This is a genomic window from Actinomadura craniellae (assembly GCF_003289645.1).
Taxonomy (GTDB): Bacteria; Actinomycetota; Actinomycetes; order Streptosporangiales; family Streptosporangiaceae; genus Actinomadura_D; species Actinomadura_D craniellae.
Map to the genome: position 1 here is coordinate 348,653 of NZ_QLYX01000005.1, position 23,458 is coordinate 372,110.

19 protein-coding genes, 1 tRNA gene and 1 pseudogene are annotated in these 23,458 nt (G+C 70.8%); 13 read left to right on the top strand and 8 right to left on the bottom strand.

The genetic code is table 11. The features are described from left to right. The first annotated feature begins 67 nt into the window (after positions 1 to 67). The 10 genes and pseudogenes from rpmG (at position 68) to DPM19_RS13945 (ending at position 13,620) form a co-directional block, all read left to right on the top strand. Positions 68 to 232: a 50S ribosomal protein L33 gene (gene rpmG, locus DPM19_RS13900; protein WP_111867179.1), complete on the top strand. Its 165-nt coding sequence runs from the start codon at positions 68 to 70 to the stop codon at positions 230 to 232. Positions 233 to 235: 3 nt separating this feature from the next. After that, positions 236 to 478, top strand: a complete 243-nt coding sequence (locus tag DPM19_RS13905; RefSeq protein ID WP_111867181.1) for a type B 50S ribosomal protein L31 — start codon at positions 236 to 238, stop codon at positions 476 to 478. A gap of 289 nt (positions 479 to 767) precedes the next feature. After that, on the top strand, positions 768 to 1,349 hold the full coding sequence (locus tag DPM19_RS13910; protein WP_111867535.1) for an RNA polymerase sigma factor: 582 nt from the start codon (positions 768 to 770) through the stop codon (positions 1,347 to 1,349). Positions 1,350 to 1,351: 2 nt separating this feature from the next. Further along, positions 1,352 to 2,341, top strand: a complete 990-nt coding sequence (locus tag DPM19_RS13915; protein ID WP_111867184.1) for an LCP family protein — start codon at positions 1,352 to 1,354, stop codon at positions 2,339 to 2,341. Positions 2,342 to 2,521: 180 nt separating this feature from the next. Beyond that, positions 2,522 to 4,747: an NACHT domain-containing protein gene (locus tag DPM19_RS13920; protein WP_111867187.1), complete on the top strand. Its 2,226-nt coding sequence runs from the start codon at positions 2,522 to 2,524 to the stop codon at positions 4,745 to 4,747. A gap of 79 nt (positions 4,748 to 4,826) precedes the next feature. After that, positions 4,827 to 9,479: a DUF4062 domain-containing protein gene (locus DPM19_RS13925; protein WP_111867189.1), complete on the top strand. Its 4,653-nt coding sequence runs from the start codon at positions 4,827 to 4,829 to the stop codon at positions 9,477 to 9,479. 86 nt (positions 9,480 to 9,565) lie between these two features. Next, entirely contained in the window at positions 9,566 to 10,201 is a 636-nt protein-coding gene (locus DPM19_RS13930) for a GNAT family N-acetyltransferase (RefSeq protein WP_111867191.1), read from the top strand. A gap of 130 nt (positions 10,202 to 10,331) precedes the next feature. Beyond that, positions 10,332 to 11,639 carry a B12-binding domain-containing radical SAM protein gene (locus DPM19_RS13935; protein ID WP_158566786.1) on the top strand — a complete coding sequence of 436 codons (1,308 nt, stop codon included), beginning with the start codon at positions 10,332 to 10,334 and terminating at the stop codon, positions 11,637 to 11,639. 121 nt (positions 11,640 to 11,760) lie between these two features. Beyond that, a complete protein-coding gene (locus tag DPM19_RS13940) occupies positions 11,761 to 12,582 on the top strand; it encodes an acyl-CoA thioesterase (RefSeq protein ID WP_111867196.1) in 822 nt (273 codons plus the stop codon). A gap of 373 nt (positions 12,583 to 12,955) precedes the next feature. Then, positions 12,956 to 13,620: pseudogene (locus DPM19_RS13945) on the top strand (DNA-processing protein DprA). On the opposite strand, the gene DPM19_RS13950 reads toward DPM19_RS13945, so the two are convergent. The 5 genes from DPM19_RS13950 to DPM19_RS13970 all read right to left on the bottom strand — a co-directional run bounded on the left by DPM19_RS13950 (position 13,617) and on the right by DPM19_RS13970 (position 16,312). After that, the gene (locus DPM19_RS13950; protein ID WP_111867198.1) at positions 13,617 to 13,838 is read right to left on the bottom strand and encodes a DUF397 domain-containing protein; all 222 of its coding nucleotides are present in this window, start codon (positions 13,836 to 13,838) and stop codon (positions 13,617 to 13,619) included. The pseudogene DPM19_RS13945 and the gene DPM19_RS13950 overlap by 4 nt on opposite strands. Positions 13,839 to 13,997: 159 nt before the next feature. Continuing rightward, positions 13,998 to 14,432, bottom strand: a complete 435-nt coding sequence (locus tag DPM19_RS13955) for a PIN-like domain-containing protein (protein WP_146778859.1) — start codon at positions 14,430 to 14,432, stop codon at positions 13,998 to 14,000. Positions 14,433 to 14,435: 3 nt separating this feature from the next. Further along, a complete protein-coding gene (locus tag DPM19_RS13960; RefSeq protein WP_146778860.1) occupies positions 14,436 to 15,149 on the bottom strand; it encodes a DUF433 domain-containing protein in 714 nt (237 codons plus the stop codon). 92 nt (positions 15,150 to 15,241) lie between these two features. Then, positions 15,242 to 15,315, bottom strand: a tRNA-Pro gene (locus DPM19_RS13965). A 97-nt stretch (positions 15,316 to 15,412) separates the two neighbouring features. Next, positions 15,413 to 16,312, bottom strand: coding sequence for a metallophosphoesterase (locus tag DPM19_RS13970; protein ID WP_111867206.1), 900 nt, complete (start codon positions 16,310 to 16,312; stop codon positions 15,413 to 15,415). A 128-nt stretch (positions 16,313 to 16,440) separates the two neighbouring features. Here DPM19_RS13970 and DPM19_RS13975 point away from each other — a divergent pair, with 128 nt between their 5' ends. Beyond that, entirely contained in the window at positions 16,441 to 16,896 is a 456-nt protein-coding gene (locus DPM19_RS13975; protein WP_111867208.1) for a GatB/YqeY domain-containing protein, read from the top strand. Between the two features lie 57 nt (positions 16,897 to 16,953). Here DPM19_RS13975 and DPM19_RS13980 read toward each other — a convergent pair whose 3' ends face one another. Continuing rightward, a complete protein-coding gene (locus tag DPM19_RS13980) occupies positions 16,954 to 19,314 on the bottom strand; it encodes a penicillin-binding protein (RefSeq protein WP_111867211.1) in 2,361 nt (786 codons plus the stop codon). Positions 19,315 to 19,589: 275 nt separating this feature from the next. On the opposite strand from DPM19_RS13980, the gene DPM19_RS13985 reads away from it, so the two are divergent. Further along, on the top strand, positions 19,590 to 19,907 hold the full coding sequence (locus tag DPM19_RS13985; protein WP_111867214.1) for a WhiB family transcriptional regulator: 318 nt from the start codon (positions 19,590 to 19,592) through the stop codon (positions 19,905 to 19,907). Positions 19,908 to 20,049: 142 nt separating this feature from the next. Here DPM19_RS13985 and DPM19_RS13990 read toward each other — a convergent pair whose 3' ends face one another. Beyond that, positions 20,050 to 21,210: an ArsA family ATPase gene (locus DPM19_RS13990; RefSeq protein ID WP_111867216.1), complete on the bottom strand. Its 1,161-nt coding sequence runs from the start codon at positions 21,208 to 21,210 to the stop codon at positions 20,050 to 20,052. A gap of 19 nt (positions 21,211 to 21,229) precedes the next feature. Further along, the gene (locus DPM19_RS13995) at positions 21,230 to 22,225 is read right to left on the bottom strand and encodes an ArsA-related P-loop ATPase (RefSeq protein ID WP_111867218.1); all 996 of its coding nucleotides are present in this window, start codon (positions 22,223 to 22,225) and stop codon (positions 21,230 to 21,232) included. A gap of 182 nt (positions 22,226 to 22,407) precedes the next feature. Here DPM19_RS13995 and DPM19_RS14000 point away from each other — a divergent pair, with 182 nt between their 5' ends. Further along, on the top strand, positions 22,408 to 23,304 hold the full coding sequence (locus tag DPM19_RS14000; protein WP_111867221.1) for an SPFH domain-containing protein: 897 nt from the start codon (positions 22,408 to 22,410) through the stop codon (positions 23,302 to 23,304). Positions 23,305 to 23,458: the final 154 nt, after the last annotated feature.

Here is a 23,458-nt window from a genome sequence, read left to right on the forward strand (position 1 = left end):
GCCGGGCGGGTTGAGTAGGATGCAAACGAAAACCGTTTTCATTCGTAGGCATCGAGAGGGGGCCCGAGTGGCGAGGAGCGAATCACGCCCGGTGGTCAAGCTGCGCTCGACCGCGGGCACCGGCCACACCTACGTGACCCGCAAGAACCGCAGGAACGACCCCGACCGGCTCGTGCTCCGCAAGTACGACCCCGTCGCCCGCGAGCACGTGCCCTACCGAGAGGAACGCTGACCCATGAAGAAGGGCCTGCACCCCGACTACCGTCCGGTCGTCTTCCGCGACCGGTCCGCCGACTTCACCTTCCTCACCCGGTCCACCGCCACCAGCGACAAGACCGTCGAGTGGACGGACGGCAACGTCTACCCGGTGATCGACGTGGACGTCTCCTCGGCGAGCCACCCGTTCTACACCGGCCGCAACCGCACCCTCGACACCGCGGGCCGGGTCGAGCGCTTCAACCAGCGCTACGGCCGCTGACCTCCACCGCACGAGCCTCCTTCCCACGGGAAGGAGGCTCTTCGCCGTAGGGGCCGTGTCACCTGAGGCCGCCGGCTCCGTGCACGGTGCGGGGGAAGCCCGCGCGGATCTCGTTGCGGGCGTCCGGCGATGACCTGACCGAAGCCGGCCTGGCGGCCCGCGGGCGGATGCCGGAGTTCCCCGGCGACGTCGAGGCGGACCGGCCCCGTGAACCCGGAGGCGGGGTTCTGGCGAGACATCGGTGACATGTCCCCGCACGAAAGGGCGGCCCCATGCCATGGTGTCCGCGATGACCGCACCGCCCGCGGCCACGGCCGGCGACTCCACACTGATCCGGGAGTCGCTGGAACGACCGGAGGCGTTCGCCGGGCTGTTCGACCGGTACGCGGGAGTGCTCTACCGGTACGTTTCTAGGCGGCTGGGACCGGAGGTCGCCGAGGACCTGGTCGGCGAGACCTTCCTCGTCGCCTTCGACCGGCGCCACCGCTACGACCTCTCCTACGACGACGCCCGGCCCTGGCTGTTCGGCATCATCACCCGGCTGGTCTCCCGGCACCGGCGGACCGAGGCCGCCCGCTACCGGGCACTGCTGCGCAGCCCGGTGGACGGCGGCGCCGAATGCCCGGCCGACCGGGTGGCCGCCGGGGTCACGGCGGCGGCGGCCCGCCCCGCCCTCGCGCGGGCGCTCGCCGCGCTGCCCGCCCGGGACCGCGACGTGCTGCTGCTCGTCGCCTGGGGCGACCTCTCCTACGAGGAGGCCGCGCGGGCACTCTCCATCCCGGTCGGGACCGTCCGGTCCCGGCTCAACCGCGCCCGCCGCAAGGTCCGCACGTCGCTCGGCGACACCAACCCGCTGCACGAGGAGGCGTAGCCATGGACGACCTGCGGATGCTCCGCGACCTCGGTCGCGACCTGGAGCACGAACCCCCGCCGACCCTCGCCCGCCAGCGGTCCCGCCTGCTCGCCGGACGGCGCCGCCGGCCACGCCGCCGGGCGGCGCTCGTCGGCCTGGTCGCCGTGCTGACCGCGGCCCTCCTCGCCGCCCCCGTCCTGCTGCTCCGCGCCGAGCGCTCCTCCCAGGAGCCCCTGACGGAACGGACACAGCGGCCGGGCACCGCGCTCAACATCCTGATCATCGGCTCCGACCGGCGGCGCGGCGACCCCGTGGGCGCCCGGGCCGACACGATCGTCCTGCTGCACCTGCCCGCGGGCCGGAAGCCGGTCACGGCGGTCAGCATCCCCCGGGACTCGGCGGTCCGGATCGGACCGTGCAAGCCGGGCGCCGCGACCCGGACGGACCGCATCGGCGCGGCGCTGGCCGAGGGCGGCCCCGGCTGCGTGCGCAAGGCGGTGGAGACGGCGGCGAAGGTGAAGATCGACCACCATGCCGTGGTCGACTTCGCCGGGCTCAAGCGGATGGTGGACGCCCTCGGCGGCGTCGAGATCACTCTCCCGCGGGCGATGGCCGACCGCCAGTCGGGACTCAGCGTCCCGGCGGGCAGGCAGATCCTGGACGGAGACCAGGCACTGGCCTACATCCGCGCCCGCCGGGAGGTCGGGGACGGATCGGACCTGGACCGGATCAGGCGCCAGCAGCAGTTCATGAAAGCGCTGGCCCGGCGGGCCGGGGAACGGCTCTCCAGCCCGGACTGGCTCGCCGCCTTCCTCCGGATGGCGGCCGGCGCGGTCGACTCCGACCTCGGCTTCCGGGAGATGCACGCCCTCGCCCGGAGCCCGGGCAGGGCCGGCCTGAACGACCTCGTCCTCGCCACCGTCCCGGTCGCCCCGGATCGCACCGACCCCAACCGGGTCGTCTGGCACCCCGCCCGGGCCGACCGCCTCTTCGCCCCGTTCCGGCACTGAGGTCCCGCCGTCCCGCGCCGCACCGGAGCGGGACGGCCCCTCAGCCGGCGCCCGGCGGTCGCGGCCGGAACACCCGGCTCGATCCCCGGAACGGGAAACACCCCGCCCGGATCGGTAGCGGCCCGGCCGGATTTGCGCCAGTGGCGGGCGCCGGGGCGGGCCGGTGGCGATGATGGCGGCATGGCGGGGCGGAGAAAGGCGCGCGGGGCCCGGTGGCGCACGGCCGTGCTCGTGGCCGGGCTGGTCGCGCTGGTCGGGTTACCGGCCTGGGTGGCGGCCACCGGGTTGCGCGGCGACCCGGCGGCCGCGGGCACGGCCGCGGGGGTGGCGGCGACGGTGCTGGCGGTCCCGGTGCTGGCGGTGGGGCTGTGGACGTGGTGGCGGCGCACCGCCGGCCCCCGGCCCGTCCCGGTCGGCGAGGAGGTCGCCCGGGTCCGGGAGACGCTGGCCGTTCTCGTGGCGCGGCAGTGGGACGGCGAGGCGCTGATCCGGTCGCTGGACGACCCCGCCCCGATCCCGGTGCGGTGGCGGGTGACCGGCCGGCCGGAACTGCTGGACCACCCGGCCAACCTGACCCCCGGCGTGCTGGTCTCGGCCTCCGGCGGTGACATCGCCGGCCTGGTGGCCGAGTTCCGGCGGCTGGAGCGCCGGCGGCTCGTCGTCCTCGGCGGGCCGGGGACGGGGAAGACCACGCTGGCCGTGCAGCTGGTGCGCGAACTGCTGGCCACCCGCGCCGAGGAGAGCGAGCCGGTGCCGGTCCTGGTGTCGGCCGCCGGGTGGGACACCGGGCGTTTCCCGCGGCTGCGCGACTGGCTGGCGGACCACCTGGCCCTGGAGTACCCGGAACTGCGCGCCCCCGGCCTGGGCCCGGACATGCCCGAGGTCCTGGTCGAGCGCGGCCACGTCCTGCCGGTCCTGGACGGGCTGGACGAACTCCCCGAGCCCGCCCAGGCGGCGATGATCACAGCGCTGAACGGCTCCCTCGGCACCGGCCAGCTCGTCCTGACCAGCCGCACCGGCGAGTTCGCCCGCGCGCTGGAGGCGGCCGGGGACGCGCTCACCTCCGCCCTGGTGGTCGAACCCGATCCGCTCACCCCCGAAACGGCCGCCGCCTACCTGGAACGCTGCCTGCCCCCGCGTCCCGCCCCGGCCTGGGAACGCGTCCTGGCGGCCCTGCGTACCCCCGACGGCCAGGCCGCGACCCTGGCCGGTCTGGTCACCACCCCGCTGAACCTGTGGTTGCTGCGCACGGTCTACATCACCCGCCGCGCCGACCCCGCCCCCCTGCTGGACGGAACGCGGTTCCCCGGCCTGCCGGCCCTGCGCGCGCACCTGCTCGGGCAGCTCATCCCCGCGCTGATCGCCGCCCGGGCCGGCGAGGAGGACTTCGCCAGGGCGTTCCCCCACTGCCGCGAGCCGGCCGAGGTCCGCCGCGGGCTGGGCTACCTGGCCCGGCACCTCACCGACCAGGGCACCCGCGACTTCGCCTGGTGGCGGCTCGCCCGCACCGTCCACGGCCGGTGGGGGCTGCGGTTCAGGGGCGGGCTTGCGGCCGGGCGTGGCACGGCCCTCGCGGTCGGGCTCGGCGCGGCCCTCATGGTCGTCCCGAACGGGGTCGGCGCGGCCCTGCTGGCCGGTGCGGTCGCCGGCGCCGTGGCGGGGCTCCCGGCCGCCGTGGTGGTCGGGTTCATGATGCCGGGCTGGGCGTGGGAGCCGCCGGGCTTCGCGGACCTGCGGTTGCGCGAACGCCTCATCCCGCTCCTGCGCGTTCTCCGCGAGGAGGTCGGGATCCTGCTCGTGGTCGGGCTCGTGATCGGGTTCGCGGTCGGGCACTGGAGTGCGGCCGGAGCGGGAGCCGGAGTGGTGCTCGGTTTGTGGGCCGGGGGCGGGGCCGGGCTCGTCATCAGGCTCATCAGCGGGTTCGTGAGCTGGTCGGAGGCACCGGTCACGGCAGAACGGATCAGCACGCCGCTGGCGAGCTGGCGGGCCGACCGCACGTTGAACCTGCTGCGCGCCGGTTCGGGACTGCTCGGCTCCGTTCTCGTCATCGCGGTCACCATCGGGGTCATGGCCGCGGCCGTCGGTGCGTGGGGGAGGGGAAGCGATCCCCTGCTCCTCGCCGGGCTCGTGATGGGGTTCATGAGCGGTCTCCCGGTCGGGCTGAGAGGCGCGTGGAGTTCCGGGTTCGGCCGCGGCCGGCACCACGCCTGGTGGGCGTACCAGCTGGTCACCCGGCGGCTGGCCCGCCAGGGCCTGCTGCCCCGGCGGTTGATGCCGTTCCTGGACGAGGCGCACCGGCTGGGCCTGCTGCGCGCGGTCGGCCCGGTGTACCAGTTCCGCCACGCCGACCTACAGGACTACCTGGCCGAGACGTACCTGCCGGGCCGGGAGAGGTCCTCGGGGTAAACGACGAATTAGAGCCGGCCAATAACGCCATTTCTCTTGAAGTGGGGCAAAGCGGGGCAGGGCTGGATACCCTCCTGGGATGGGTTCGCCCGCACGACGCATTTTCATTAGCCACACCAGTGAAATGTCGCGGTTTCCGGCGGAGCGGAGCTTCGTGGCCGCCGCCACGGACGCGGTCATCAGGGCCGGAGACGCCGTGGTGAACATGGCCTACTTCCCCGCCACGGAAACCTCTCCCGCGGAGTACTGCCAGGAGCAGGTCCGGAGCAGCGACGTCTACGTGGGGCTGCTGGGGATGCGCTATGGCTCCCCCGTCCGCGAGCGTCCGGAAGTCTCTTACACGGAACTCGAGTTCGAGACCGCCGGCGAGGTACAGATCCCACGCCTGATCTTCCTGCTGGACGAAACCGTCGAACTCGGCGGCGCAACCGACGAAACCGACCGTGAACGGCAACGGCTCTTTCGCGGCCGGGTACGCGCGAGCGGCCTGATCACCGCGAAATTCCGGACTCCCGAGCAACTCGAACTCCTGGTCCTGCACGCACTGCACGACCTGGAGCGGCGCCCCGAGCCCGACCGGCCGACCGAATCCAGCAGCCCATGGATGATCCCGGCGAGAACGAGCACGGTCATCCCCCGGCCCGCCATCCTCAACGAGACCATCGACACCCTCATCTCCGACAAGGGAGTCGTCGTCGGGGTGACCACGGCACTGCGCGGCGCCGGCGGATTCGGCAAGACGACACTCGCCGCGGAGATCTGCCGGGAACCGGGAGTGCAGGAGGCGTTCCCCGGCGGGATCCTGTGGGTCACGGTCGGCCAGTGGGTCAACGGAGCGGAACTGGCCTCCCGGGTGAACGACCTGAGCGAAGCGCTTTCCGGCCGCCGCCCCACGCTGTCCAGCCCGGAGCAGGCGGGCTTCCACCTGGGCGAACTGCTCGGCGAGCAGAAACGCCTGATAGTCGTCGACGACGTCTGGCACCGGTACCAGCTGCGCCCCTTTTTGCAAGGCGGGCCGAACTGTGCCCGGCTCTTCACCACCCGGGTGCACAGCGTGCTGCCGGACGACGCCATTCCCATCACCGTGGACGCCATGGAACGGCAGGAGGCCCGCACCCTGCTGACCGTCGGCCTGGGAAACCTGCCGGCCGCCCAGGCCGAGCGGCTGGCCCGCCTCACCGGGCGGTGGCCCGTCCTGCTCACCCTGGTCAACCGCTCGCTGCGGCGGCGAGTACGGCGGGGAGCCTCGGTCGTCCAGGCGGCCGAGGCCATCGAGGCCTACCTGGACCGGGCTGGCCCGACCGCCCTGGACGTCCGGCACCCGGAGGAGCGGGACCAGGCGGTCGCCGCCACGGTCGAAGTCAGCGTGGGCGCGCTGGCCGAGGACGAGCTCAGCCGGTACATGTGCCTGGCCGTCTTCCCCGAGGACGTCGACATCCCGCTGGCCGTGCTGCAGATGTGGTGGAAGCACCTGTGGGGAGTGGAGCGGGAAGAGGTCGACGAGTTCTGCGCCCAGCTCGTCGACCTGTCCCTGGTCCTGGCCGACGACAACGATCCGCTGGTGATACAACTTCACGACGTCATCCGCTCCTACCTGCGTGAACGCGCCTCGCCACAGGGCCTCCAGGAGATGAACGCCTCCCTGCTGGACGTCGCCCGCAGCACGCTGCTGCCCGCCCACGCCGACGGCGAGCCCCCGTGGTGGCTGCTCCCCGCCGAAGCCGAGTACATGTGGCGGTACGCCGCCTACCACATGTTCGAAGCCGGCCTGGACGAGGAACTGGCGCGCACGGTCTGTGACCTGCGCTTCATCGTGGCGAAACTGGAAGTCCAGGGGCCTGTCGCGGTCGAGGCCGATCTCGCCCTCGTCAACGACCCCGTCGCCGCGGACCTGCACCGGCACATCGGCAGAGCCGCGCATCTGCTCACACCGACGGACCCTCCCCATGCGCTCGCCGGCATCCTGATCAGCCGGCTCGAGAGCAGCCCGGTGCTGGCTCCCTCGATCAGGAAGTTCACCCGCTCGCTGACCGACTCGCGCCTGGTCAACCGATGGCCGTTGCCCGATGTGCCCGACCCCGCGTTGCGACGTGTCATGCAAAGCCGGCCCGGGGGGATCTGGGGCTGCACTTTCAGCGCCGACGGCGCGTGGCTGGCCTGCGCCGACGTGCTCTGCACCGTGTGGTTGTGGAACGTCGAGACCGGGGAACCCCGGGCCGTCCTCGAAGGGCACGAGGCCGGGGTCCGCTCGTGCGCCGCAGACCCGCACGGCGGCTGGCTGGCCACCGCCAGCGAGGACCGCACCATCCGCGTCTGGGACGTGCACGAAGCCCGGACCCAGGCCGTCCTGCACGGCCACACCGCGGCGGTGTGGACGTGTGTGGCCGGCCCGGACGGGAGCTGGCTGGCCAGCGGGGACGCCAACGGGACGATCCGGGTGTGGGACATGGCCGGGCACACCACCATCACCGTCCTGGACGGCCACCAGTCCGCGATCCACTCCTGCGTGGCCAGCCCCGACGGCACCTGGCTGGCCAGCACCGACGCCGGCGGGACGGTCCTGGTCTGGGACACGGCCACCTGGCGGAAGGTCCGCACCCTGCACGGCCACACCTCCACCGTCTGGGCCAGCGCCGCCAGCCCCGACGGCAGCCGGCTGGCCACCGCGGACAACGCCGGGACCATCCGCGTGTGGAACCCGCTGGACGGCTCCGTGCACGCCGTCCTGGAGGGGCACTCGGCGGGCGTGCGCGGTTGCGTCATCGACCCGGCGGGCGCCTGGCTGGCCAGCGTCGACTCCGGCGGGGTCGTCCGGCTGTGGAAGACCGACGGGTGGGAGGTCATGGCGGTCGTCGAAGGCCGCAGTTCCGGGGAGTGGGCGTGCGCGGTCAGCCCCGACGGGCGCCTGCTGGCCACCGCCGACGCGGTGGGCACCATCCGGGTCTGGGACGTGGCGGCGCTGCGCACGAGTACCGCCCCGGAGTCCCGGACCCCGGGGGTGCAGGCCTGCGCCGCCAGCCCCGACGGCCGGCGGCTGGCCACCGGCGACGCCGCCGGAGAGGTCCGGATCTGGGACGTACGCAACGAAAACGTGCGCCGGCTGCTCCAGGGCCACAACGCCGGGGTGTGGGCCTGCCCCTTCAGCCCGGACGGCACCTGGCTGGCCAGCGCGAGCGAAGACCGGACCGTGCGCATCTGGGACGTGGCCACCGGCCGGACGCTGCGGGTGCTGGAGGGGCACCCGGCGGCCTGCTGGAACTGCGCGATCAGCCCCGACGGCACCTGGCTGGTGAGCACCGACGCCGAGGGCACCATCAAGCTCTGGAACACGGAGACGTGGGAGACCACGGGGGAGCTGACCGGCCACGACGCCGGTATCTGGGCCTGCGCCATCGCCCCCGACGGCACCTGGATGGTGACGGTGAGCGAAGACCAGACGGCCCGGGTGTGGGACGTCGCCACCCGGGAGCAGATCCTGGTCCTCGACCACTCCGCGGGGGTGTGGATGTGCGCCATCGCTCCCGACGGCCGATGGATCGTGACCGTGGACGCGCTGGGCATGGGCCGTATCTGGGACACCTCCACCGGGGCCCTGCGGCGGCTGCTCGACGGCCACACCGCCGGCGCCTGGTGGTGCGCGGTGAGCAGCGACGGCGCCCACATAGCGACCGCGAGTGAGGACCAGACGCTGCGCATCTGGGAGGTCGACGGCGGCACCGGCGTCACCGTCCTGGAAGGGCACGGCTCCGCCGTCTGGGCCTGCGACTTCAGCCCCCGGCACGGCTGGCTGGCCAGCGCCGACGCCGGCGGCGGCATCCGCATCTGGGACAGCGGCAACTGGCGGATGAAATCGACCCTGGAAGGCAACACCAGCGCCGTCTGGGCCTGCGCGGCCGGACCGGACGGAACGTGGATCGCGACCGCGGGGCTCTCTCCCGACGCCAGCGGGCCCGTCGACATCTGGAACGCCGGGGACGGCGAACTGCGCCTCTCCCTGCCCGGTCATGATGCGGGGGTCCGTGCGTGCGTGGCGTCGCCGGACGGGCGCTGGCTGGCGACGGCCGACACTGGTGGTGCGGTGCGGGTGTGGGATGTGTCCACGGGTGCGGTTCTTGCTCGGCCGGTGTCGCATCCGGCGGCGGTGTGGTCGTGTGCGGTGGATCCTGGCGGGGCGTGGCTGGCCACCGCTGATGCTGAGGGGAGTATCCATCTGTGGGACACCGCCACCTGGGATGCCCCCACGGTCCTGCCCGGTCATGACGCGGGGGTCCGTGCGTGCGTGGCGTCGCCGGACGGGCGCTGGCTGGCGACGGCCGACACTGGTGGTGCGGTGCGGGTGTGGGATGTGTCCACGGGTGCGGTTCTTGCTCGGCCGGTGTCGCATCCGGCGGCGGTGTGGTCGTGTGCGGTGGATCCTGGCGGGGCGTGGCTGGCCACCGCTGATGCTGAGGGGAGTATCCATCTGTGGGACACCGCCACCTGGGATGCCCCCACGGTCCTGCCCGGTCATGACGCGGGGGTCCGTGCGTGCGCGGTGTCGCCGGACGGGCGTTGGTTGGCGACGGCCGACACCAACGGCGCCATCTGCGTCTGGGACGTCGGACGCCGGGCCTGCGTCACGATGATGCGCGTGGAGCAGTCCCTGCACGACTGCCGCTGGCTTCCCGGCGGGGACGCCCTCTGCCTGGTCGGCCTCGGCGGGATTTACTTGTTCACATGGATGCCCGGCTAGCCCTCCCGGCTTAGACTCTCTGCCAGGACACGCGCTCCATCGACACCATCTCCGGCCGGCCCCTTGGGCGGATCAGTGCAGGCACGATGAGACTGCTCCAGTTCTGCGAACTTTCCCCGCAAGGCATCACGGGCCTCAGGGAGATCTACGAAGAGGCGTTCCCGACAAGCGAACGCCTTTCCTTCGACTCGCTGGTCGGCGGGACGAAGGACGCCTCCCGGAGCCTCACGGCACTGCTCCAGGGCGATGAGGTCAGCGCCTTCGCCTCCACGCTGCGGCTGCACGGATACCCGGCGGTCCTGCTCGAGTACCTGGCGGTCCACCGCCGGCGTCGAGGCACCAGCCTCGGCGGAACGCTCTGGTCCCACGTCCGGCGGACGGCCGAATCCACGCCGACGGTGCGAGGGGTCGTCCTGGAGGTGGAGGACCCGGATGAGCCGGGCATAGCCGTGGACACCGTCGCCCTCCGGCGGCGCCGCCTGGTCTTTTACCGGCGTCGCGGGGCCCGGGTGCTTCCCGTGCTCGATTACCTGATCCCCGACCAGCAGTGCGCCGGTGAGCTGCCCATGGTGCTGATGTGGGCGCCCACCGGAAGTGGAGGTTCGCCGGACCGTACGGAACTGCGGCTCCTGCTGCGGGCATTGCACCAGGAAGGTTACGGCCTGCCGGAAGACAATCCGTTGACCTGCATCGCGCGCATTCCCGGGGAAACCCTTGAGTGATTTACCGTGACATCGTGTTCTGCTCGAACCTCGTGGGGAAATTGTGCACATCGTCTTCGTCCACGCGCCGGTGCCGCACCGAATGGTGCCGGGAAGAGGTGAGTACTGGAAGGCCTTCGACGACCGGTACATGAAGGCTCATCCCGGGTTCCGTCCGCTCCGCAAGACCCTGTGGGAACTGCCGCACTGGATTCTCTGGCTGGCCGGTGTCCTGGAGAACGCCGGATATTCCTCCCTGCAGGCTCTGGAGCTCTACACGCTCTGCCCGGTCCTGAACGGCGTCGATGAGGATCTCGCGGCCCGGGCCATCAGAGATGCGCCGGGAGATGTCTACCTGCTCTCTCCGATGGCCGTGAACCTGCCGCAGGCACTGCGAATCGCGCAACTGATCAAGAGTGAGCATCCGCGTGCCGTGGTGGTGTTCGGCGGGGTGGCCGCCACCCCGCTGGACGAGGAGGTCGCATCGTCGCCACATGTCGACTACGTGCTCAGGGGGCGCGCGGAGATCGCCCTGCCGCTACTGATGGACGCCATAGCCTCGGGTGGTGAGACAAGCCGGATCCGTGGAGTCACGGGAACCTGGCAAGGCCGTGTCCGGCGGGTCGAGGGCACCTACGCGGACGTGCCTCCCGGCCGCATCCCCTTTCCGAGGGTGGACCTCTTCGACAGCTCGAGCGGGCAGGACATCCGGTACATCCGGCAGAACTACGCGCTGGGCTGCCCGTTCACCTGCGAGTTCTGCACGATCCAGACCATAGGCCGCTCCCCGGGCTATTTTCCCCCGCAGCGCGTGCTGGACGAGATCGCGGCCTACCGAACCCACTACGGGGACCACCACCACGTCTACTTCGGCGACGAGACCTTCACGCTCAACCTCGACCGGACCAGGGAGATCTGCTCCGTCCTGGCCGCCGAGGGCGGGATCGAGTTCGATGCCCAGACCCGGCTGAACTGCCTGCGCAACCCGGAGTTGCCCGCGATGCTGCACGCCGGAGGCTGCCGGTGGATCGAAATCGGGCTCGAATCGCTGAACACGCGCAGCCAGGACCTCTTCAAGCAGCACACCGACACCGCGTCGCTCGAACGGACACTCGACCGCCTCGTCACCGCGGGCATCGGCACCTGCACGTTCCTCATCATGGGGCTCCCCAACGAGAGCGTCGACGACATGCGACGCACTGTGGACAGGGCCTGCTCCCTGCTGGCACGGGGGCTGCTGACGGCCAGCTACGTCTCCGTCTTCGTGCCCTATCCCGGAACGGCCATGTTCGACCGGCCCGCCGACTACGGCATGCGACTCCACCACCGCTCCTACGACCTGTTCCACGAGGACCTGCCCCCGGTGTACGACTCGGCCTCGGCCCGCAGCGACGAGGTCTACGAAGTCTTCCTGGAGGCCGTCTCCCTGTTCACCACGGAGATGCGCAACGGCCACTGACCGGCCGGCGGCAGACCCCGTCCGGGTGCGGCCGCCGTGCCGTTGCGCCCTCTCACCACCGGTTCTATGTAGGTTGTCATACATAATCCGGTGTGCACCGTTCCGCTCCGAGGGAGTCAGCGTGACCGAGATCGAAGCCCCGCCGCACCCGTTCGACGCGGCCATCACGCTCACTCCCGCGGCCGGCGGCGCCCTGCGGGGCCGGACCCGGCCGGAATACGCGAACATGGTCGGCCCCTTCGGCGGCGTCACCGCCGCCACCCTCGTGCAGGCCGTCCAGCAGCACCCCGACCGGCTCGGCGACCCGCTCTCCCTCACCGTCAACTACACGGCCCCCATCGCCGACGGGGACTTCGACATCACCGCGCGGGCCGTGCGCACCAACCGCACCAACCAGCACTGGCTGCTCGAACTGGAGCAGGACGGTGTCGTCGCGACCACCGCCACCGCGGTGTTCGGCACCCGCCGGGACACCTGGTCGGACACCGAACCCGACATGCCGTCGGTACCATCGCCGGACGCCGTCCCCGCACGGGGCCTCTCGGACTTCATCGCGTGGTCCCACAACTACGAGATGAGGTTCGTCGAGGGCGGCATACCGGCCCAGGACGCCGGCGAACACCCGGACTCGACCACGACCCTGTGGGTGCGCGACACCCCGTCCCGCCCCCTCGACTTCCCGGCGCTGACCTCGCTGTGCGACGTGTTCTACCCGCGGGTGTTCCTGCGGCGCGGCCGGTACGTGCCGGCCGGCACCGTCTCCCTCACCGTGTACTTCCACGCCGACGCCGCGGAGATCGCGGCCCAGGGCGACGGCCACATCCTGGGCACCGCGCGCGCCCACCGCCTCTCACGCGGCTACTTCGACCAGACCGCCCAGCTGTGGGGCCGCGACGGCACCCTGCTCGCAACCACCCACCAGTGGGTCTACTTCAAGGACTGACCACCGACCCGTGGGCTTCCGGGAGAGCCGGTTGCGACAATCGTCCAACCGCTGAACGCTGTCATTGACCCCTGGCATACTCGAACTGGAGTTCGAATCGGGGAGGGGTGTGGATATGCAGAGATCACCCTCGTACTCTGACGCCATGGACATGGTCAGACTCGAGGAGCGAGCCGCGCTCGTGGCGCTCCTCCAGGTTCGACCTCAGAGCGTGCGCTGGGGCGAGATCACTGCTGGGGTCGTCGAGGCCGGCAGCGCTCTCGAGGTGTGGCATCGCCTGGTGCCCCCCACGCTGCCAAGCCTCCCCGGGGAACTCGACCCGATGGGCGCGGCCGTCCAGGACATCGAGACCTGGGCCGCTCAGGGGCACACGATGCTCACCGTTCTCGACGGTGCCTACCCCGCGCGGCTACGGGGAGTTCATCAGGCGCCGCCCGTCCTCTTCACACGGGGCTCGGTGCTGCCACAGGACCGAGCTGTTTCCGTGGTCGGCTCCCGCAAGGCTTCCGAGCGTGGACTGGAAATCGCCGCCAACATCGCCGGCGAACTGGTGGCCCGAGACGTGACGGTGGTGGTGGGTCTCGCCCTCGGCATCGATACGGCCGCCCACCGGGCGGCACTGGAAGCAGGCGGGCGGACGGTGGCCATCATCGGGACGGGCATCAACAAGGCCTACCCCGCCGCCAACCGCGAACTGGCGGCCTGCTGCTCTCCCAGTTCTGGCCCGATGCCCCTGCCCAGAAGCACACCTTCCTGATGCGGAACGCCACCATGTCCGGCTACGGGCTGGCGACGGTGGTCGTGGAAGCGGGGGAGCACAGCGGCGCCCGCGCCCAGGCCCGGATGGCAGTCGAACACGGACGCCCGGTCATTTTGACCGACCTGGTCGTCAACAAGAACCTGTGGGCCAAGGAACTCGTCGGCCGGCCGGGCATCTACGTCGCAAGCGGCCTGCGCGACGTCATGGAGGTCATCGACGGCCTGATCAGCGGAGAATCGCTGATCGACGAGGACCTGCGACGGCTGGTTCCGTCCTAGCCATGCTCGATGCCCAGGTCGAAAGCGCCGGCCTTGATCCGATGCCCGAGCCTCCGCCAAGCACGACCCTCGAGGACAAGGCGTGGGCCTTCCGGATCCTTGGAGTCCCGTACGGCCGCGTAATCATCAGGGATCACAGCAGCGACTTCTACGCAGTTCTCGCCGCTGGTGCTGTAAGAGGAGCGACGCCACGCGAGGTGGCGGGGATCCTCACCCATCCGTGATCTCCCTTGCGGCACGTTCGATGCGTGCCTGTGACTCGTCTGGAGACATGGCCATTTCTGATAGTTCGTCGAAGACCACCCTACGACGAGCGACGTCGCTTTCGGACTCCAGGTAGATGTCCCCGCCCTGCCCGGTGCCTCCGGTCAGAGAGGTCAGCCGGGAGGGTAGGCCAGCTTGATGCGCCGTAGACCGTACGAGGGGTTCACGGCCATGAAGTAGGGGCCGTCCGCCCGTAGAGCAGCCGCTACGATCCGTGCTTCGTTTTCGAGGTACCACTGTGCCATGTCCCGCCCGGTGAGAGTGGCGCTGGACAGGCCGAAGACCTGGGCGCCGGACATGTAGACGACCTGGGCCTCGAGTGGATTGTGAGCGATGGCCAGGTCCTTGCACAGCAGGACGTCGCCGGCCAGGGCGGCTTCTTCGATCCACTGGGTGTCCTGGATCTTCTGCGATCCGGCTTTGCCGTACCGCTCGTCCATGGTCTCCAGCGACCAACCGGCTGCTCGTAAGGTCTCAGGGACGATCTTGGAACCCAGGCCCCGGTCGAGGAAGAACCGGAGCCCTGACCCGGCGGCTGTTGTGCTCATGTTTCAGGCCGCCTTGCAGATCGCTTCGACTTCTCCCACGGTCAGGTCGTAGTCGTACGCGACGTCCTTCGCCGGCTCCTCGGCCTGCAAGCGGCTCACGATGTCCATGACTCTGATGCCGCGGTCGGCCACAGTGGGCTGGCCGCCGTTCAGCCAGGGATCGACGACCACATCGACGCCCTCGAACTGGGGGAGCCGGATCGAGCGGGTCCATCCGTTCTCATAGGTGACCCGGGTGAGGTAGTCGCGGACGACAGGGCGGAAGACCTGCTGGCCGCTGCGGATGACGACCAGGTCCTCGACCTTCTGGTCGGCTGGGTCGTTCGACTGCTTGGCGAAGTCCCACAGCACCTCTGCACCGTCGGTCTGGAGTCTTTCGCTGGCCAGCGCCTGCGCCAGGCCGATGTGCTCCTGCAACCACAGCACGGCGGGCCGGATGCGTTGCATGGGCAGTCCGGCTTTAGTGAACGCGGCCACGATGTACGCCTCGGCGAGCCCGACGAACGGAACGCTCGGATGCCGGGCGCTGGACGACTCGATGGTGGTGACGATCGGTGCTGATGTCGCCACCTCACCGCCGAGCCGCTTGTAGGTGCGGCCGACCGCCCAGTTGCGGAAGGTCTGCGGCGCCACATTGATGATCCGCGCTGCTTGGGTCTTCTGGTACAGCGGCAGCGAGTAGTGAGGATCTTCGAGCACAGTGCTCGGCTCGAGCATCTCGATCACCCCCTTCGCGGTCGAACAGCCGTCAAACGATCAAAAGGCCGGTTCCTGTTGCCAAGAACCGGCCTCTGACTTGCATCAACCTGTCGGGGTGGCGGGATTTGAACCCACGACCTCTTCGTCCCGAACGAAGCGCGCTGCCAAGCTGCGCTACACCCCGGTTGGTGGCGCGCTGGGAGGCGTACGATCTCCCGGCGCCTCGGCAAGTCTAGCGGATCCCAAGGCGTGCTGCGTTCCCATTATCCGGGGGTGGGCGGCTATGTGCGGGGGACGAGGGTGAGGAGGGAGGCTTCGGGCGGGCAGCAGAAGCGGACGGGGGCGGTGGGCGAGGTGCCGAGACCGGCCGAGACGTGCAGCCAGGCGTCGTCGTGCCGGTGCAGGCCCTTGACGCGGGGGCGGTCGATGCCGCAGTTGGTGACCAGCGCCCCGTACAGCGGCATGCAGACCTGGCCGCCGTGGGTGTGCCCGGCGAGCAGCAGGTCGTAGCCGTCGGCGGCGAACCGGTCGAGGTTGCGCGGTTCGGGCGAGTGCATCACGCCGAGGTGGACGTCGGCCCGGGGGTCGACGGGGCCGGCGATCCGGTCGTAGCGGTCGCGGTTGATGTGGGAGTCGTCGATGCCGCCGAACTCCACGTCGAGTTCGCCGACCTTGAGCCGGCCGATCCGGTTGTTGAGGTCGAGCCAGCCCGCCGCGGCCAGCGAGGACCCCAGCTCACGGTAGGGGAGGTCGGGGACGCGCCGCCGTTTGGCGTAGTCGGCCTGGCTGGTCCGCCACAGGTACCGGGTGGGGTTCTTGAAGACCGGGGAGTAGAGGTCGTTGGAGCCGTACACGAACGCGCCGGGGAGTTCGAGCAGCGGGCCGAGCGCGTCGAGGAACGGGCCGATGGCGTCGGGGTGCGAGATGGTGTCGCCGGTGTTGATGACCAGGTCGGGCTCCAGCCGGTGCAGCGAGCGCAGCCAGGAGAGCATCCGCCGGCGGCCGGGGGTGAGGTGGGTGTCGGAGATGTGCAGCACCTTGACCGAGGGCGTCCCCGGCGCCAGTACCGGCACCTCGAAGCGGCGCAACCGGAACCAGTTGCGCTCGATCAGGGAGGCGTAACCGAGACCGGCGGCGCCGGTGCCGATCAGGCCCAGTGGTACGGCGTATCTCTTTCGCACGCCACCATGCTGTCAGACATACGCACATCTGCCGAACGTTCGCGCAAGAGAAAACGCATTTCGCCCATGGCCGGATGCACGGGTAATCCTGATGAGACGCCCCGCGGCGGGAGGGCATGATGGGGTCCATGAGTTCGCTCAAGGAGAAGCTGCGGGCCGACCTGTCGGCCGCGATGAAGGCGCGCGACGAAGTGCGCACCCGCACCCTGCGCATGACCCTGACCGCCGTCACCAACGAGGAGGTGGCGGGCAAGCAGTCGCGCGAGCTGTCCGACGACGAGGTCCTCAAGGTCGTGGGACGCGAGGCCAAGAAGCGCCGCGAGGCCGCCGAGGCGTTCGCCCAGGCCGGCCGCGCCGAGCAGGCCGAGGCCGAGCGGGTCGAGGGCGCGGTGCTGGCCGAGTACCTTCCGGCGCAGCTCTCCGACGCGGAACTCGGCGAGATCGTGCAGGCCGCGATCGCGGAGACCGGCGCGTCCGGTCCGCGCGCCATGGGCCAGGTCATGAAGGTCGTCCGGCCCAAGGTCGGTGACCGGGTCGAGGGCGGCCGGCTCGCCGCCGAGGTCAAGCGGCGGCTCGGGGCCTGACCTGCGAGGACATGAAAGGGGGGCGCCGTCCGGCCGGACGGCGCCCCCCTTGCACGTTCAGTCGCGGCCGCCGGGTCCCGGCGGGAACGTGAAGCCGGGCGGCAGGCCGGGGATCTGGCCGCCGCCGCGGCCGCGCCGGGCCTGGCTGACGAAGACCCGCACGGTGGTGCCGGGTTCGGCCTCCGAACCCCCGCCGGGAGAGGTGCGGGCGACCCGGCCGAGGGGTTCGTCGGAGCGGACGAGCCCCCCGAGCTGCGGGTTGAAACCGGCCGAGCGCAGCTCGTTCATCGCCTGGTCCACCGGCATGCCCCGGACGTCGGGGACCGGCTCGTCGCCGTAGTCGGGCGGCGCCGAGAACGAGGTGGCGGGCTTGCCCTCCAGCGCGCCCATCATCGACTGCTTCCAGATCGGCCCCGGCACGGTGGCGCCGTAGACCGTCCCGTAGCAGCGGCCGCCCATGCAGGCGCCCTGCCCGGTCAGCTTGCTCGCGTTGGGGCCGCGCGGGTCGCCGAGGCTGACCGCCGCGGCCAGGTCCGGGGTGTAGCCCGCGAACCAGGCGGCCGCCGAGCCGTCGGTGGTGCCGGTCTTGCCCGCGGCGGGACGGCCGATCCCGCCGACGCCCTTCATGGTGCCGCGGGTGAACACGCCCTGCAGGATGCCGTTGACGCCGTCGGCGGTCTGCTCGTCGAGCGCCTGCTTGCAGTCGGCGCTCGGTACCTTCAGCTTCTTGCCGGACGGCTCGGTGACCTCGGTGAGGGCGATCGGCTTGCAGTACTTGCCGCGCGCCCCGAAGGCGGCGTACGCGGCGGCGACCGTCACGGGGTCCATCTCGTTGACGCCGAGGGTGAAGGTCGGCGTGATGGCCAGCTCCGGACCGCCGGACCGCCGGGTGATGCCGAGCGCCGCCGCGGTCTTCGTCACGTCGCAGAGCCCCACCTCGCGTTCCAGTGCCATGAAGAAGGTGTTGGCGGACTGCCAGGTCCCGGTGCGCAGGGTGTACCGGCCGCCCTTGTCGCCCTCACCGCTGGCGTTGAAGACCTGGTGGCCCGGGGAGTTGACGGTCCGGCCCTTGCAGTCGGTGTATCCCGAGTTCGGCATGAACGGGGCCGGCGCATTCAGGGCGGTGTTGGGCGACATGCCCTCCTTGAGGGCGGTGGCCAGGGTGAACGCCTTGAACGTCGACCCGGCCTGGAAGCCCGACCCGCCGCCGTGCTTCCAGTCGGCGACCAGGTTGATGGACGTCTCGGTCTTCTTGTCGGGGCCGAACGGCTTGCTGGCGGCCATCGCGCGGATCTTGCCGGTGCCCGGTTCGACCATCGCCTCCGCGGCGACCTTGGTGTCGCCGGGGTTGAGGTAGTTCTTGAGGGCGCGGTCGGCGGCGCGCTGGGCCTTCATGTCGAGGGTGGTGCGGATGACGTAGCCGCCGCGGTTCAGCCGGTTGCGGACGTCGGTGCGCTGCTTCTCGTTCAGTTTCCAGTAGTTGCCGCCGCCGAGCATGTTGTACATCTCGTACTTGACGTACTCGCAGAAGAACGGCGCCTGGCTGGTCTCGCAGCCGCCCTTGGGCTGGGTCTCCTTGAGCTTGACCGGCTTGGCCGCCTCGGCGTCCGCCTGGACCTTGGTGATGTGCCCGAGCTCGGCCATCCGGTGGAGCACGATGTCGCGGCGCTGGCGGGCGTTCTTGGGGAACCGGATGGGGTCGTAGGCGCTGGGGTTCTTGGTGATGCCGGCCAGCAGCGCCGCCTGCCCCAGCGACAGCTTCGCGGCGGGCACGCTGAAGTAGCGCTTGGCCGCCGCCTGCACCCCGTACGCGCCCGCGCCGAAGTAGGCGATGTTCATGTAGCCCTGGAGGATCTCGTCCTTGGTCATCTTCTCTTCGATGTCCAGGGCGTAGCGCAGCTCGGTCAGTTTCCGGCTGATGGTGGGGGCGGTGACGGCCCGGTACTCCTCGTCGGTCTTGGCGTTCTCGACGAGCAGGTTCTTGACGTATTGCTGGGTCAGGGTGGAGCCGCCCTGGGTGGTCTCGCCGGCCTCCGCGTTGGTGGCCAGCGCGCGGATGGTGCCTTTGAGGTCCATCGCTCCGTGCTGGTAGAAACGCGAGTCCTCGATGTCGATGATCGCCTGTTTCATCACCGGGGCGACTTGATCAAGGCGCACCGACTCGCGGTACTTGTCGAAGAACGTGGCGACCGTCTTGCCCTTGGAGTCGTACACGACGGTTTTTTCCGGCGGCGGGTCGGTGTTCAGCTCGCCGTCGAGATTCTGGAAGCTGTCGGCCGCGTCGCGGGCCGTCAGCCCGGCGGTGCCGACGCTGGGCAGGGCGATGAGCGCGACGAGGACCCCGGCGAGGACACCCGCGCCGACCAGGCGGAACAACGTGACCAACGTTTTGCCGGGGGCATTGCTCTGTACACGCACCCGTATAGGGTACGGCCCCCTCGCGCGATCCGGTCCGGACGGCCGGGAGTTCCCGGTCCGGCCGCTGGTGTCTCGTTCATGTCAGCGGGCGGTAACTAGTCCGTTTCGGCGCCATGGCCCAGGCGGGCTATATCGAGAATGGGCCCATCAGGGACTGTTGAAACGTCCCAGGCTTCCGTAAGTTCTTCCCCACGGCTTTTGTATGGCGGCCTGACGCCCGCGCCCGTCTGGCCAAGCAGCGCAATCGACACAGACCCTAGGGGAGTGGGGCCAAGATGTGGATCACGGATTGGACCGCCCGAGCCGCCTGCCGTAACGCGGATCCTGATGCTTTGTTCGTGCAGGGTGCGGCGCAGAACCGAGCGAAGCTCATCTGCCGGGGGTGCCCCGTCCGGACCGAGTGCCTCGCCGATGCTCTCGACAACCGGATCGAGTTCGGCGTGTGGGGCGGGATGACCGAGCGGGAGCGGCGGGCTCTGCTGCGGCGGCGGCCGGACGTGTCCTCGTGGCGCGACCTGCTGGAGACCGCCAAGGAGGAGTACGAGCGGTCCAGCGACGACGAAGCCGACGCCGAGGCGCTCGTCGCGAGCTGAACGACATGTACCGAGCCCGGTACGGCCGATGACGGCCGTACCGGGCGGTCGTCGTCCAGGTGTTGCCGCCGCGCGGGCTCACGTCCCGTGCGGCGTCGATCGCCGTCTCACCCTGCCCGCCGGGCGGGGCGCTCCGCCCGGTTCAGGCCGCGGGAACGGCCGCGTTCTCGGCGAGGTCGTCCCCGACCAGGTGCAGGCCGTCCAGGTCATGGACGTCTTCGGCCTGCGCGGGCACGGCGGTGACGGGCACGCTCGGATGCGCCGAGGTGAAGCCCGCGCGGAGCCGTTCCTCGCGGGCGGCGAGCTGCATCCGGTCGGCGTGCAGCCGTAGCAGCGACGCGGTCAGCGGGTGCTCGCCGCGTTCGGTCAGCGTCTCGGCGGCGGCCTGGCTGCGCGCCGACGACAGGGACGGCGCGACGGCGGCGGCGCTCGCCCGGTGCACCCGGTTGACGACCAGGCCGGCGAGCGGCATCCGCTCCTCGGCAAGCCGTTCCACGAAGTACGACGCCTCCCGCAGGGCGTCCGGCTCGGGCGTGGCCACGACCACGAACGCGGTGCCGGGGGTCTGCAGCAACTGGAAGGTCTTCTCGGCGCGCTCGCGGAACCCGCCGAACATCGTCTCGAACGCGGCGACGAAGGTCTGCGCGTCCCGGAGCAGCTGGACGCCCAGCACCTTGTTGAGCGCGCCGGTGAACACCCCGAACCCGGCGGTCAGCACCTTCACACCGAGCCGGCCGCCCGTCTTGGCGGGCGCGGCCAGCAGCTTCATCAGCCGGCCGTCCAGGAAGCGGCCCATCCGCTCGGGGGCGTCCAGGAAGTCCAGCGCGTTCCGGGACGGCGGGGTGTCGACGACGATGAGGTCCCAGTCGCCCGACCGGTGGAGCTGGCCCAGCTTCTCCATCGCCATGTACTCCTGCGTCCCCGACAGGCTGGACGACAGCGACTGGTAGAAGGGGTTGGCGAGGATCTGCCGGGCCCGGTCGGGGTCGGAGTGCGCCTCGACGATCTCGTCGAAGGTGCGCTTCATGTCGAGCATCATCGCGTACAGCTCGCCGTCGCCCTGGACGCCCTCGATCCGGCGCGGGCTGTTGTCGAGCTCACCGATCCCCATCGACTGGGCGAGCCGGCGGGCCGGGTCGACGGTCAGCACGACCACGTCGCGGCCCCGCTCGGCGGCACGCAGCCCGAGCGCGGCGGCGACGGTGGTCTTACCCACCCCGCCGGAGCCACAGCAGACGATGATGCGGGTACGCGGGTCGTCCAGGAGCGCGTCGACGTCCAGGACGGGCGGGGGCTTGTGCATGTTTCCTCACTCCCTCGGCTCAGGCGGCGCCCTGGTCGCGCAGGGTTTCGGCCAGCCGGTAGAGCCCGGCCAGGTCTATGCCGTCGGATAGCAGGGGCAGGGTGTACCGCGGGTGCGGGCTTTCGGCCAGCCGCTCCTTCTCGCGGCGCTGCATGGCGGTGCGCCGGGCGTGCTCGGTGGCTTCGGCGGCCAGCGCGCGGGCGATGTCCTCGGCGCCGTGCTCCAGCCCGGCGGACTTGATCCCGCGGACGATCTCGTCCAGGTCGAGCGAGCCGTCGCCCGCCGCGGCGAGATGGTCCGGTTCCAGCGCGGACGGGTGCTCCATGTTGATCATGATGCCGCCGATGGGCAGGTCGGCCTCGTCCAGGTCGTGGATGCCGTCCAGGGTTTCCTGGACGGGCATCTCCTCCAGCAGGGTGACGAAGTGGACGGCCGTCTCGGGGCTGCGCAGCACCCGCATCACCGTGTCGGCGTGGTTGCGGATCGGCCCCATCTTGGCCAGCCCGGACACCTCGTGGTTGACGTTCAGGAACTTGGTGATGCGGCCTGTGGGCGGGGCGTCCATCACCACCGCGTCGTAGAGGCGCGAGCCGTCCTTCTCCCGGCGGCGCACGGCCTCGCTGGTCTTGCCGGTGAGGATGACGTCGCGCAGGCCGGGCGCGATGGTGGTGACGAAGTCGACGACGCCGAGCTTGGTCATCGCCTTACCGGCCCGCTTGAGGTTGTAGAACATTTCGAGGTACTCGATGAGTGCGGCCTCGGTGTCGATGGCGAGCGCGTACACGTCGCCGCCGCCGGGGGCGACCGCGACCTTGCGCTCCTCGTACGGCAGCGGTGGGCAGTCGAAGAGTTGCGCGATGCCCTGCCGGCCCTCGACCTCGGCGAGGAGGACCTTGCGCCCGCCGCTCGCCAGGGCCAGTGCGAGCGCCGCAGCGACGGTGGTCTTGCCGGTGCCGCCCTTGCCGGTGACGACGTGGAGGCGTACTCCGTCCCAATCGGTGTCTCTTGCGCTCACCGATTCACAATATCGCCCGCTCGGGGGGGATCTCGGAGGCGACCCCTCCCCTGTGTAAGTGATTTCTGACACCGGTTGCGGACGGGCTTCCGGGGGTTAGTCTGCAAAGGGAGCGCAACCGTCCGCCCGGCCAGGCCGACGAGGAGCACGGGTCCCTGCCGGCCGGCAGAAAGGTGCCCGTCATGGAAGCCGTGGTACTTCTCGCAATACTCATCTTCGTTCTCCTGATGGCCGCGTCCACCGGCATCCGGGTCGTGCAGCAGTTCGAGCAGGGCGTGGTGTTCCGGTTCGGCCGGGTGCACATCGACCGGGTGCGGACGGCGGGGCTGCGGGTGATCATCCCGATCGTCGACCGGATGCAGAAGGTCAACATGCAGGTCGTCGCGATGGGGGTGCCCGGGCAGGACGGCATCACCCAGGACAACGTGAGCGTGCGCGTCGACGCCGTCGTCTACTTCCGGGTGATCGACCCGGTGAAGGCGATCGTGAACGTGCAGAACTACGGCCACGCGGTCTCCCAGGTCGCACAGACCTCCCTCCGGTCGGTGATCGGCAAGGCCGACATGCAGCAACTGCTCGGCGAGCGCGACACGATCAACAAGGCGCTGCGCGAGATCATCGACGAGATGACCGAGGGCCCCTGGGGCGTCCGGATCGAGCGGGTCGAGATCAAGGATGTCTCGCTGCCCGAAGGCATGAAGCGCTCGATGGCCCGGCAGGCCGAGGCCGAGCGCGAGCGGCGGGCCCGCATCATCCACGCCGACGGCGAGTACCAGGCGTCCAAGCGGCTGGCCGCCGCCGCGCACGAGCTGTCGAAGGACCCGGCCTCGCTCCAGCTCCGGCTGCTGCAGACGGTCACGGACGTGGCGGCCGAGAAGAACAGCACGCTGATCATGCCGCTGCCGGTGGAGATGCTGCGCTTCTTCGACAAGATGGCCGGCGAGGCCGCCCCTGCCCCCGCCGCCGCCGAGCCGGAGCCGGTCGAGGAGCCGCCCGCCATCGAGTCGGTCGAGGACGTCCCCCCGGTCGGCGAGGTCGAGCCGTCCCCGATCGAGGCCACCACCAAGCCGGGCGTGTAGCGGGATCAGCCACCGCTCTCGATCTCGTGGCGGAGCCGCCGGAACACGGCCGGCTGGTTCGGCGGCGGTGCGGATCGCCTCTGCACCTGGTTCGAGATCGCCTGATCGTGGCCCGGGTTCGTCGGTTGTCCACAGGGTGTGGGTGGGCGGGCGG